This window comes from Morganella morganii (assembly GCF_019242955.1).
GTDB lineage: Bacteria > Pseudomonadota > Gammaproteobacteria > Enterobacterales > Enterobacteriaceae > Morganella > Morganella sibonii.
Genome location: NZ_CP066129.1, coordinates 2,747,989 through 2,761,381, shown reverse-complemented (window position 1 = coordinate 2,761,381; position 13,393 = coordinate 2,747,989). Strand labels below are relative to the sequence as shown.

Below are 13,393 nucleotides of genomic sequence, written 5' to 3'. Positions count from 1 at the left end.
TATAATGTTAATATGATGATAATAATCGGAATGAAATAAGGGAGCGCTTTGCCATGCGCATCACACTGAGACAGCTCGAAGTCTTTACAGAAGTTCAGAAGTCCGGTTCGACGACACAAGCTTCCCAGCAGTTAGCGCTTTCACAGTCCGCCGTGAGTGCCTCTCTGACGGATCTGGAAAATCAGCTCAATGTTCAGCTGTTCGACCGGGTCGGTAAACGCCTGGTGACCAATGAACACGGGCGGCTGCTGTACCCGAAAGCCATTGCCCTGCTGGAGCAGGCCGGTGAAATTGAACAGCTGTTTAAATCCGATGCGGGAGCACTGCGTTTTGCTGCCAGCACCACCATCGGCAACTATATGCTGCCGGAAATGCTGGGGGCATACCGTGCGGTACATGAAAATACGCCGGTTGAATTATTCATCTCTAATACTGAGGAAGTGATTAAAGCCGTGCTGGAGTTTCGTGCGGATATGGGGCTTATCGAAGGTGTCTGCCATTCACCGGAACTGATTACAGAGCCCTGGCTGGAAGATGAACTGGTGATCTTCTGCAGTCCGGATAATCCGCTCAGCGGGAAGAGTAATGTTACGCCGGACGACCTGAAAAATGTGGCCTGGGTTCTGCGTGAACGCGGTTCCGGTACCCGGGAAGTGCTGGATCAGATTCTTTTCAACCGTTTGCCGGGTTTCCGTGTGGAAATGGAGCTGGGAAATTCCGAGGCCGTCAAACACGCGGTGCGTTTCGGCCGCGGGGTCAGTTGTCTGTCCCGGCGGGTGATTGCGGAACAGCTGGATAACGGGCTGCTGTCTGAAGTGAAAATCCGCGGACTGAATCTGAACCGCACCCTTTTCCGGATCTATCACCGCCAGAAACATATCTCCAACGCGCTTAATACCTTCCTGACCTATTGCCGCTGATGCGGCATCTGTTTCTTCTGCCGCCGGTTTCCGGCGGGCAGCGGAGGCAATTATAAGCCGGGTGCTTATAATTCCGCATCGATTATGCAGGTATCTTATAATGCCGCATATTTGCTGGGTACTGCCCGGGGATTTCGCTACAATCACGCTCAGTGGATGAAAAATAACTACATGAAACAGGATTGTAATGTCTCAGCAAGCAAATCAAACCGCGGGTGAACAACCGCAGACACTGCGCCGTGAATTAAAAGCGCGCCATCTGGCGATGATTGCCATCGGCGGATCTATCGGTACCGGGCTGTTTGTCGCCTCCGGTGCCACCGTCGCCCAGGCCGGTCCCGGCGGGGCACTGTTAACGTATGCCATTATCGGTCTGATGGTTTATTTCCTGATGACCAGCCTTGGTGAACTCGCGGCCTATATGCCGGTATCGGGTTCCTTTGCCACCTACGGCGCCAAATATGTGGATGAAGGTTTCGGTTTCGCACTGGGCTGGAACTACTGGTACAACTGGGCGGTGACTATCGCGGTTGACCTCGTGGCGGCACAGCTGGTGATGACCTACTGGTTCCCGGCGGATCAGATCCCGGGCTGGGTCTGGAGTGCGGCGTTCCTGGCCATCATGTTCCTGCTTAACTTTATCTCTGTAAAAGGGTTCGGTGAGGCGGAATACTGGTTCTCCTTAATTAAGGTCAGTACCGTTATCCTGTTTATTATTGTCGGTGTGATGATGATCACCGGTATCATGAAAGGCGGGGAAGGGGCCGGCTGGCACAACTGGACTATCGGTGAGGCACCGTTCAAAGGCGGGTTTGCCGCGATGATCGGGGTGGCGATGATTGTCGGTTTCTCCTTCCAGGGAACTGAACTTATCGGTATCGCTGCCGGTGAATCCAAAGATCCGGCTAAAAATATTCCGAAAGCAGTGCGCAAAGTGTTCTGGCGTATCCTGCTGTTCTATGTGCTGGCGATTCTGGTGATCAGTCTGATTATCCCGTACACCGACCCGAACCTGCTGCGTAATGATGAAACCGATATCAGCGTCAGCCCGTTCACCCTGGTGTTTGAACGCGCCGGTCTGCTCTCTGCGGCAGCGGTGATGAATGCGGTTATTCTGACAGCGGTACTGTCTGCGGGTAACTCCGGGATGTATGCGTCCACCCGTATGCTGTACACACTGGCAAAATCCGGTAAGGCACCGAAATTGTTCGGTAAATTGTCCAAAGGCGGTGTGCCGCGTAACGCACTGATTGCCACGACTGTGATCGCCGCACTCTGTTTCCTGACATCGATGTTCGGTAACCAGTCTGTCTATCTGTGGCTGCTGAATGCTTCGGGGATGACCGGCTTTATCGCCTGGCTGGGGATTGCTATCAGTCACTACCGTTTCCGTAAGGGCTATATTAAGCAGGGTTATGACCTGAACGATTTACCGTACCGCTCCGGTTTCTTCCCGGTCGGCCCGATCTTCGCCTTTATCCTGTGTCTGACCATTACTCTCGGCCAGAACTACGAAGCGTTCCTTCAGGATCAGATTGACTGGGTCGGTGTGGTCGCGACGTATATCGGTCTGCCGTTGTTCTTCGCTATCTGGTTTGGTTATAAAATTGTTAAGCGTACTAAGTTTGTCCGCTACGGCGAAATGGACTTTCCTGCCAGTCATAAATAACCCGGTTTTGTGACAGATAACGTAAATTGATAAAAAACCTGACTATGTTGGTCAGGTTTTTTTTATGTTTATCGTTACCGGTTTTGCACGGGCATCATCGGGGTTGAAACTACATTTATTCGTTAAGTCAGTCGTTTTATCTGCGTACTAAGCGTATTTCCTTTAGATAATCTTTCGATATATCGATAACTCCCGGTGATAACGAATATTGTAATGAGGAAGATAATTATTCCGTATTGATAAGAGTTCTTATTTGCTTTATTGTTAACGCCAATTTCTGACAGATAACAGGAGTCGGTAACGTGAAATTAGTATCTGTAGCAAAAGGGCTGACCATGAGCCTGGCAGCAGGGGCTGTTCTGATGAGCAGCGCAGCATGGGCAGAAACGGTGGTTGACGCCGCAGGCCGTACAGTGGAAGTACCGGAAAAAGTGGAGCGCATCCTGTTAGGGGAAGGGCGTATGATCCACGCGGTGGCATTGCTGGAAGGGGATAAACCGCTGGCACGTATTGCAGGCTGGCAGGGTGACTTCCGCAAACTCGACCCGCAGTCTTATGCTGTCTACAAAGCTAAATTCCCGGAAATCGACAAGATCCCGCTGATTGGTAATACCACGGCTGACAGCGTCAGTGCAGAAAAAGTATTAACCCTCAATCCGGATGTGGCTATTTTTGGTCTGGCCGGTCACGGACCGGGTAAAAACAGTGAACTGGTTGGTCAGCTGGAAAAAGCGGGCGTGCCGGTTGTATTTGTGGATTTCCGCAACGAACCGCTGAAAAACACCCTGCCGGGTATGCGTGTGCTGGGTAAAGTGCTGCACCGTGAAGAAAAAGCCAAAGCCTTTGAAGATTTCTATCAGAAACAGATGAAGTTAGTCACCGATGTGACAGACAACATCCCGGAAGACAAAAAACCGACTGTCTTTATTGATCTGCGTGCCGGTTCTTTCCCTGACTGCTGCGGTACAGCCGGTAACGGTAACCTCGGTAACTTTATCGATGTCGCGGGCGGTAAAAATATCGCCAAAGATGTTCTGCCGACTCCGCTGGGCACGATGAACCTGGAAAAAGTGATTGCGGTTGATCCGGATATTTATCTGGTGAGCGGCGCGAAAGCACCGGGCAGCACCGATGCGGGCGTTCAGCTGGGTGCTCAGGCGACAGAAGCCGATGCAAAAAACAGCCTGAAAGCCATTACAGAACGTCAGGGTATCAATACGCTGACGGCGGTGAAAGAAGGGCGTGACTATGCGGTCTGGCACAACTATTATAACTCACCTTATAACGTGATTGCCGCCCAGGTCTTTGCCAAGTGGTTCTATCCGGAGCAGTTTAAAGATCTTGATCCGAAGAAAACCATGGATGACATGTACAGTCAGTTCCTGGCTGTCGAACCAACCGGAACATACTGGGTCAGCGGTAAATAATTTTAAGTAGTCAGCAGGTATTTGAATAATGAGTATTACCACAGAAGCAATGCTACAGACCAAGCCGGAACAGGCAGACGGTGAATTAAGCTGTGATGTGAAATCACATTACCGGCGTTTACTGCGCAGGCGGCTGATGTGGATGTTTGCGGTGGTTGCGGTAATACTCTGTACGGTGGTGCTCGATTTTACCATGGGCCCTTCCGGGCTGACCCTCGATGCGCTCTGGCAGACCCTCGTGTCGCCGGAAAGCGTGTCGGCGGGCACCCGTGTGATTGTCTGGGAAATCCGTCTGCCTTACGCCCTGATGGCGGTGGTGGTCGGTATGTCCCTCGGCCTTGCCGGGGCAGAAATGCAGACCATCCTCAATAACCCGCTGGCAAGTCCGTTTACCCTCGGCGTCTCCAACGCCGCATCGTTTGGTGCGGCGCTGGCGATAGTCCTCGGGATCGGTATTCCCGGCGTGCCGGATCAGTGGTTTGTCTCCGCGAACGCCTTTATTTTTGCCCTGTTTTCCGCGCTGATGCTTGACGGCATCACCCGCTGGACACGTGTGGCAACCTCCGGTGTGGTGTTATTCGGTATTGCTATGGTCTTTACCTTTAACGCACTGGTTTCAATGATGCAGTTTATCGCCACAGAAGACACCTTACAGGGTCTGGTTTTCTGGACGATGGGCAGCCTGGCGCGCGCCACCTGGGTGAAACTGGGTGTGATGACGCTGGCATTTGCCATCCTGCTGCCGCTCTCCATGAGTAACTCGTGGAAGCTGACCGCACTGCGCCTGGGTGAAGACCGGGCTGTCAGTTTCGGGATTAATGTGCGCCGTCTGCGTCTCGGCACGTTGCTGCGCATCAGTATCCTGACTGCACTGGCAGTGGCCTTTGTCGGTCCGATTGCCTTTATCGGCCTGGTCGCACCGCATATTGCCCGTATGATGTTTGGCGAGGATCACCGTTTCTATCTGCCTGCCAGTGCGTTAATCGGGGCGCTGGTATTGTCGATGGCGTCCATTGCCTCGAAAAACCTGATTCCGGGTGTGATTATTCCGGTTGGTATTGTGACATCACTGGTAGGTGTGCCGTTCTTCCTGAGCATGATCCTGCGTCATAAAGGGAGCATGTAAGATGGATTTGAATGCAATGTCTGCTCAGAGCGGGTTACAGATTAAACACTTCAATGCCGGTTATCCGAAACGGAAAATCATTGAAGATCTGAGTGTTGAACCACTGCCGCATGGTAAAATTACTGTGCTGCTCGGGCCGAACGGCAGCGGAAAGTCCACGCTTCTGCGCTCTCTGGCCGGACTGAATAAAGCCGAAGGGCAGTTACTGCTCGACGGACATGACCTGATGCGGATGAATTTTGCCGAGCGCGCGAAGCAGGTGGTTTATCTGCCGCAGACACTGCCTGCGGGTGTGCATCTGCATGTACTGGAATCAGTCATTGTTGCACAGCGGGCATCCGGCGGTGTGTCAGACCGGGACAGTGAGCAGGAAGTTATGTCTCTGCTGTCACAACTGGGCATTGAACATCTGGCGCTGCATTATCTGGATCAGTTATCCGGTGGTCAGAAACAATTAGTCGGACTGGCACAATCATTAATCCGCCAGCCGGAACTGTTATTACTGGATGAGCCGTTAAGCGCACTGGATTTAAATTATCAGTATCACGTCATGGATTTGGTTCGTCGTGAAACACAACGCCGGAATATCATTACGGTAGTGGTTGTCCATGATATTAATATCGCACTGCGTCACGGCGATCATATATTAATGCTGAAAGACGGAAATTTAATTGCGGAAGGTGACCCGGAATCTGTTATTACTCCGGATAGCCTGGCAACAGTTTATGGCGTACGCGGTCGTATTGAGCACTGCTCACAGGCTGTGCCGCATGTTGTGATTGATGGTCTGGTGCCGCGGGCAGTTGCATCGCTGGCATAATAAAACCGGTTTATATTACATATTCTTTTTTATTCTCTGCGGAATATATTTTCGCAGAGGATGATTATCTGCATATCGTATATATTTTTATGCGCTGATAATACATTGTTTTCTGTATAGTTTGATTTATAAAAACAAATAGCCTTATAAAAGGTAATAATAAAATAATGTCTGATGCCTGAAATGGCAGGGTCGTTATTATTAAAAAAGGGATATAAATCCCTGAGAGCAAATGTCGATTGTCCATAAATATATTATCTCTTGGAGAATCAAAAGAATGGTTATTTTTTCAAAACGAAAAGTGGCGGTATGTGTTATGGCAGCACTCGCCGCTCAGGTGATGGCTGCTCAGGCTGCAAATAAAGAAGACGTGATTATGGTCACCACCGCATCCGGCTTCCAGCAGAAAATTGAGGATGCTGCGGCGACTATCTCCGTTGTTTCACGCGAACAGCTGGAAGATAAAGCGTACCGTGATGTGACCGATGCACTGAAAGATGTGCCGGGCGTTGTGGTTACCGGTGGCGGCAGTTCTTCTGATATCAGTATCCGCGGAATGGACCCGAAATACACCATGATCCTTGTGGACGGAAAACGGGTTGCCAGCCGTGAAACGCGCCCTAATAGTGATAACTCCGGTATTGAACAGGGATGGTTACCGCCGCTGACTGCGATTGATCGTATTGAAGTGGTACGCGGGCCAATGTCGTCACTGTATGGTTCGGATGCCATGGGCGGGGTTATCAATATTATCACGCGGAAAGCACAGGGTGAGTGGCATGCGAGTGTCCGGACAGATGCAACTATTACCGAACGCAAAGACAGCGGTAACACCGGACAGGGCAGTTTCTTCGCCGCCGGTCCGCTGGTGGATAACCTGCTGAGCATGAAAGTGAATGGCCAGTATTCTCATCGCGGGGAAGATAATTTTTCAAGCGGTTTTAACCGCCAGATCATGACCAGCGGCGGCGGTACACTGACATTAACGCCGGATGAGCAGAACAGCATCGATTTTGATTTCAAAAAAGATAATCAGCACCGTGATTCCCGCTGGGAAAAAAGTGCGTCAGAATCCAGTAAAAAGAAAAAATCCAGCAGTTTCAGCAAGTATGAAATGACGCAGTATGCGATTACCCATGACGGTAACTATGACTGGGGCAGCATGAACAGCTATGTTCAGCGTAATGAAACCAAGAACCCGGGCCGTAATATGGAGTATTACGACACCATCGCCCGTAACCAGACGGTTATGCCGCTCGGCGATCATATGCTGAGCCTCGGTGGTCAGTATCGTTTCGAAGAGCTGAAAGATAAAGGCAACAAACTGGATGGTAATAAGCTCGATCGCTACAGCTGGGCGCTGTTCGCGGAAGATGACTGGGCGCTGACCAATGATTTCACTCTGACCGGCGGCCTGCGCATGGATAAGGATGAAAACTACGGAACACACTGGACACCGCGTGTCTACGGTGTATGGCATCTGGATGAAAGCTGGACTGTGAAAGGTGGTGTGTCTACCGGTTACCGTTCACCGGATCTGCGTCAGGCAACGGCATCGTGGGGACAGGCAACCGGCGGCGGTAACTCAAATGCGGTTATTTTCGGTAATCCGGATCTGAAGCCAGAGAAAAGTGTTACCGAAGAGATCAGTGTGCTGTGGAATAATCAGGATGATCTCAATATGAGCCTGACAGTCTTTAACACTGACTTTAAAGATAAGATCACTGAAACCCGCCTTTGCGGCACAGGCGCAGAAAGAAAATGTACATTAGCTGATGGACGCGGCGAGTTATATGACTTTGTGAGCGAACGTGAAAACGTTGATAAAGCCAATATGCGCGGTGTTGAAGCGATTATGAACTGGCAGATTGTTGAGTCTGTTGATTTAACGGCTAACTATACCTTTACTGATTCTGAACAGAAGAGCGGTAAATTTAAAGGTAAACCGCTGAATAAGACACCAAAACATATGGCTAACGCCACACTGAACTGGGATACCACACAGGATATCAAAACCTGGAGCCGGGTTAACTTCCGCGGTAAAACGTCTGATTACCTGTCCCGTACCAGCATGGCAACAGGAACCGGCTCTTATGCTACCGTGGATATCGGCGGCAGCTATCAGCTGAATAAAGACCTGAACTTTGTGGCGGGTGTGTATAACGTACTGGATCGCCGTATCAATAATGAAAATTACGGTGCCACACTCGACGGCCGCCGTTACAACATCGGTCTGAACTATAATTTCTGATGTAACTATCATTCATTATTATGTGTCGGAAAACGGCGCCCTTTCCCGGGCGCCGTATTTTTTTATGGCAGGCAGAGTGACTGAAAAATACACGAACAGCCGGATTTTTTAACGTTTCGGCTATAAATATTCAAAGTTTCGTCACGGAAATTCTGCTGCTAAACCGGTATGGAAAAAAATTGCCTGATAAGGGCGAACAAAGCTTGAAATTTATGACCGGGGGGTGCAGAATGCGCCATCCAAAAAAATAACTGATGCATTTATACGCATCGGTTTTTTTTTTGCACTAAAATATTGTCACCGACAAAAAAAGGGGCCGATAGGCCGGATAACTGTTTACTGAATTACACCGGACGATAAACACCGGTATGAGGATGCGATAAATGGCGCAATTTTTCACTTTTGCACCTGTGCCAATCGGCACTGGCTGCTGCAACGATGACTACGGAGCACGGCGCTCCTGCTCTGCACTCCAAACCCCTTCTTACTTCACTGCCTACAGGCAGATGCGAAGTCTTCCCGGTAACACGCCATCTGATAGTAGTATCAGTATGATTGTCGGTGTTACGGGAGGATTCGCTCATGTCGCATAATTCTGCAATTGATATTGGCCTGAACCGTACAGCTGCCAATAACCGCGTACAACTCGCAAAAACACTGACACTCGTCCAGGTCGTTATGATGGGGCTTGCTTACCTGCAGCCGATGACCATCTTTGATACCTTCGGGATCGTGTCCGAAATTACCAGCGGTCATGTTGCGACGTCTTATGCTATCGCACTGACAGCCATTCTTTTTACTGCGCTGAGTTACGGAAAACTGGTTAAACGGTTCCCGTCCGCCGGCTCGGCGTATACCTATGCCCAGAAATCCATGAGCCCGCATATCGGCTTTATGGTCGGCTGGTCATCACTGCTGGACTACCTGTTCATGCCGATGATCAACATTCTGCTGGCAAAAATTTATCTTCAGGCTATCTTCCCGGACTGTCCGCCATGGATCTTTGTCGCCGGTCTGGTATTCCTGATGACATTATTTAATCTGCGCGGCATCAATGTCGTGGCAAACCTCAATACCGGAATTGTCGTGGTACAGGTTGCTGTGATGATTGTGTTTGTCGGTCTGCTGATCCGTGGCGTGTCTGCGGGTGAAGGGGCGGGTACGCTGCTCTCTTTCCGTCCGTTTGCCTCCATTGATGCGGAAATGATCCCGATGATAAGCGGGGCGACGATACTGTGCTTCTCCTTCTTAGGGTTTGACGGTATCAGCTCCCTGTCAGAAGAAACACCGAATGCCGGGAAAGTGATCCCGAAAGCGATTTTCCTGACCGCACTGATTGGTGGTCTGATCTTTATCGCGGTGTCTTATTTCCTGCAACTCTATTTCCCGGATGTGTCCCGTTTCAACAATCCGGAAGAGTCACAGCCTGAAATTATGTACATGGTAGCCGGTGCCTTTTTCCAGTCCATCATTCTGGTGTTCTCCTGCGTGACCGTACTGGCTTCCGGTATGGCTGCACAGGCAGGGGTATCCCGTCTGATGTATGTCATGGGCCGCGATGGTGTGTTCCCGGAGAAATTCTTCGGCTACGTACATCCGAAATGGCGCACCCCGGCACTGAACGTGATGCTGGTGGGCGTTCTGGCGCTGAGTGCGGTCTGGTTTGACCTGGTCACTGCAACTGCGCTGATTAACTTCGGTGCACTGGTGGCGTTTACCTTCGTTAACCTGTCGGTGATTTCACAGTTCTATATCCGCGAGCGCCGCAACAAGACGCTGGGCGACCAGATCAACTACCTGCTGCTGCCGATTATCGGTGCTGCGACAGTCACGGTACTCTGGTTCAACCTCGATGCGAAATCGATGGAATTAGGACTGAGCTGGGGCGCACTGGGTCTGATCTATATGTTATGGCTGACCCGCCGCTTCCGCCGTCCGATGCCGCAGATGCCGGAACAGTAAGTTTTAAGCAGTTTTTTATCCCGGAAACGGCGCACAGTTTGATTCTGTGCGCCGTTTTTTTATATGCAATAAGGTATAGTAACCCGCTGAAAGTACAGTAAATCATAAAAGATAATGATTAAGGGATACGGATGTATATTGAACACAGCCTGATGGCTGATTATTTTTATGCGGGGCTGGCACTGCTGGTGATCGCATCTTTTGTGGCCGGGTATATTGATTCTATCGCAGGCGGTGCGGGTCTGATTCTGATCCCTGCTTTTATGCTGACCGGCCTGCCGCCGCATATGGCACTGGGTCAGGAAAAGCTGGTGAGCTCTGTCGGTACACTGGCGGCAATTTCAAACTTTATCAAAAACAAATCCGTTTACTGGCAGATAATTCCGGCCGGGATTGTTTCATCGTTCTTCGGCGCCTGGGTGGGCGCGAAGGCGATTATTTATCTGCCGTCTGAAACGATTACCTACATTATTATCTGTATGCTGCCGATCGGCCTGCTGGCCGCTTTCTTTAAAGGGAAACTCGGTGGCGCACAGCAGGGTAATGCGGTACGTAAATCTGTCTGGCTGGTCTTTTTTACCTGTTTTATTGTCGGTTTTTATGACGGCTTTTTCGGGCCGGGCACCGGCAGTATCTTTATTATCTGTCTGTTTCTGATCAACAACCTGGATTTACTGAAATCCTCCGCCACCTCGAAAATCTTTAATCTGGCATCTAACGTCGGCGGGCTGGTCGCCTTTATTATGGCCGGGCATATCGCGTTTCTGCTCAGTATACCGATGATTGCTGCCAGTCTGCTCGGAAATCATCTCGGCAGTCAGCATGCCATCCGTACCAATGGTGAAATTGTCCGCAAAATACTGATCCTGACCGTCGGAATTATGATGGTAACGCTGCTGATCAATCTGTTTAAATAAACCGGTTTCGTGGTTAATCTGTTAAATTTGTTAAAAATAGTATTTGTATTATAAATAAGATAAGAGGCATAATTACTTAATGAACAATAAGTAATCTGAATCGGGGGAAAGTATGATCAACAGTCAGCAACCTGACAGCGCACGTCTTATTCAGGCACTGACAGATATTGTCAGTCATAAACATATTTTAACGGAGCCGCGTAAGACGGAGCGATACCGCAAGGGTTTCCGCTCCGGTGAGGGCAGTGCGCTGGCGGTGGTGTTCCCGGGCACGCTGTATGAACTGTGGCAGGTGTTTAAAGCCACGGTAGAAGCTGACAGAATTGTGATCATGCAGGCGGCCAATACCGGTTTGACAGAGGGGTCCACGCCGAGCGGGGATGATTATGACCGTGAGATCGTCATTATCAGCACATTGCGCCTCGATAAGATTCAGGTACTGACAAAACAGCAGCAGGTTGTGGCGTTACCCGGCAGTACCCTGTGGCATCTGGAAAAAGTCCTGAAACCGCTGGGCCGTGAGCCGCATTCGGTGATTGGCTCTTCCTGTATCGGGGCATCTGTGGTCGGCGGGATTTGTAATAATTCCGGCGGTTCACTGGTGCAGCGGGGACCGGCTTATACCGAACTCGCGCTGTACGGCCGTGTTAATGCGGACGGCACCGCAGAACTGGTAAACCATCTGGGAATTGATTTAGGTTCGTCCCCGGAAGAGATTCTGAATTGTCTGGAATACCGCCGCTATCAGGAGGCGGATATTGAGGATACGGATAAACCGGCGTCTGATCATGACTATCATCAGCGTATCCGCGATGTGGATGCAGACACGCCGTCCCGTTTCAATGCCGATGAACGCCGCCTGTTTGAAGCCTCCGGTTGTGCCGGTAAGCTGGTGGTGTTTGCGGTGCGCCTGGATACGTTCCCGTCCCAGGGTGAAAATAAAGTCTTCTATATCGGCACCAATACCCCGTCGGTACTGGAAGATATCCGCCGCCATATTCTCGCCAGCTTTAAACATCTGCCGGTGGCAGGGGAATATATGCACCGCGAGTGTTATGACATCGCGAAAGTCTACGGTAAAGACAGCTTCCTGACGATTGATAAACTCGGTACCGAAAAAATGCCGAAACTGTTCACTATCAAAGGACGGATGGATGCGATCTTCAATAAAATCCCGCTGCTGCCGAAAAACCTGATCGACCGCACAATGCAGTTATTCAGCCATTTATGGCCGAACCATCTGCCGCGCCGGATGGAAGAGTACCGTGATAAATATGAACATCACCTGATGCTGAAAATGGCCGGTGAAGGCATTGATGAAGCCCGCAGCTGGCTGAGCAGTTTCTTTGAAAATGCAGAAGGCGGCTTCTTTGAGTGTGATGCCAAAGAGGGCGCGGATGCTTTCCTGCACCGTTTTGTGGCCGCCGGTGCCGCTATCCGTTATCACGCGGTCAACAGCAGTAAGGTGGAGGATATCCTGGCGCTGGATATTGCGCTGCGCCGTAATGATCAGGCGTGGCTGGAAGTTCTGCCGCCGGAAATTGAGAGCAAACTGGTGCATAAACTCTACTACGGACATTTTTTATGCCACGTTTTCCATCAGGATTATATTGTGAAGAAAGGTGTGGACCCGCACGCACTGAAAGAAGAGATGCTGAAAATTCTGAACACACGCGGGGCGGAATATCCGGCAGAACATAATGTCGGCCATCTGTATAAAGCCAAACCACAGCTGAAAGCCTTCTATAAAGCGACGGACCCGACCAATACCCTGAATCCGGGATTGGGTAAAACCAGTAAATTAAAATACTGGGGTGAAGGGCACGAAGGATGTGGCTGTAGTCAGCATCAGAAATAACTGTTCTGAAGAATGAAAATCTGCAAAATCCGGTTATGTCTGTAACCGGATTTTTTCATTAATTTTCCGGATAAATCAGTAATGTTAATAAGGGATTAATTTTATTATAATCAGCTTTTCTCCCTGTTTACTGGTCACTATGTTTAAAAGACTCAAAAATGCCTTCGGCAAAGCGGTTCAGGTCAAATGCCATAAAGCAGAGGTTTTGCATAACCTCAGTTCGGATGAGCGCGCGCTGATTATCTATATTCTGAATGCCCGTGATGAAAATGTCAGTATCGGCATCAAGCACAGCAGTGCTGATTCACTGATCACCAAAGGGGTGCTGAAGGAACTGGGACGGGATACTGAGAGCCGCACACGGCTGGTATCTGTTTGTCCGAAGTACAGGGAATCCCTGTGCCGGGTGTTTTATACCTCGAATAAAGCGGGATAATATTATT

10 protein-coding genes are annotated in these 13,393 nt (G+C 50.0%); all 10 read left to right on the top strand.

Annotated elements, in window-relative coordinates:
- The first annotated feature begins 53 nt into the window (after window positions 1-53).
- The 10 genes from yieE to JC793_RS12955 all read left to right on the top strand — a co-directional run bounded on the left by yieE (window position 54) and on the right by JC793_RS12955 (window position 13,386).
- A complete protein-coding gene (gene yieE, locus JC793_RS13000; RefSeq protein WP_046894911.1) occupies window positions 54-920 on the top strand; it encodes a DNA-binding transcriptional regulator YeiE in 867 nt (288 codons plus the stop codon).
- A gap of 187 nt (window positions 921-1,107) precedes the next feature.
- On the top strand, window positions 1,108-2,589 hold the full coding sequence (locus tag JC793_RS12995) for an amino acid permease (protein ID WP_166708176.1): 1,482 nt from the start codon (window positions 1,108-1,110) through the stop codon (window positions 2,587-2,589).
- 335 nt (window positions 2,590-2,924) lie between these two features.
- Window positions 2,925-4,016 (top strand): ABC transporter substrate-binding protein, encoded by a 1,092-nt coding sequence (locus JC793_RS12990; protein ID WP_208323379.1) that lies wholly within the window; start codon window positions 2,925-2,927, stop codon window positions 4,014-4,016.
- A 28-nt stretch (window positions 4,017-4,044) separates the two neighbouring features.
- Complete coding sequence (locus tag JC793_RS12985) at window positions 4,045-5,142, top strand: FecCD family ABC transporter permease (protein ID WP_046894914.1); 1,098 nt, start codon at window positions 4,045-4,047, stop codon at window positions 5,140-5,142.
- 1 nt (window position 5,143) lies between these two features.
- Window positions 5,144-5,962, top strand: a complete 819-nt coding sequence (locus JC793_RS12980) for an ABC transporter ATP-binding protein (RefSeq protein ID WP_052925936.1) — start codon at window positions 5,144-5,146, stop codon at window positions 5,960-5,962.
- A gap of 277 nt (window positions 5,963-6,239) precedes the next feature.
- On the top strand, window positions 6,240-8,213 hold the full coding sequence (locus tag JC793_RS12975) for a ligand-gated channel protein (RefSeq protein ID WP_218426362.1): 1,974 nt from the start codon (window positions 6,240-6,242) through the stop codon (window positions 8,211-8,213).
- Between the two features lie 582 nt (window positions 8,214-8,795).
- Window positions 8,796-10,175: an APC family permease gene (locus JC793_RS12970; RefSeq protein ID WP_046894917.1), complete on the top strand. Its 1,380-nt coding sequence runs from the start codon at window positions 8,796-8,798 to the stop codon at window positions 10,173-10,175.
- Window positions 10,176-10,306: 131 nt separating this feature from the next.
- Complete coding sequence (locus JC793_RS12965) at window positions 10,307-11,092, top strand: sulfite exporter TauE/SafE family protein (protein WP_166708174.1); 786 nt, start codon at window positions 10,307-10,309, stop codon at window positions 11,090-11,092.
- A 112-nt stretch (window positions 11,093-11,204) separates the two neighbouring features.
- On the top strand, window positions 11,205-12,950 hold the full coding sequence (dld, locus tag JC793_RS12960) for a D-lactate dehydrogenase (protein WP_112549516.1): 1,746 nt from the start codon (window positions 11,205-11,207) through the stop codon (window positions 12,948-12,950).
- Window positions 12,951-13,089: 139 nt separating this feature from the next.
- Window positions 13,090-13,386, top strand: coding sequence for a hypothetical protein (locus tag JC793_RS12955; RefSeq protein ID WP_046894920.1), 297 nt, complete (start codon window positions 13,090-13,092; stop codon window positions 13,384-13,386).
- Window positions 13,387-13,393: the final 7 nt, after the last annotated feature.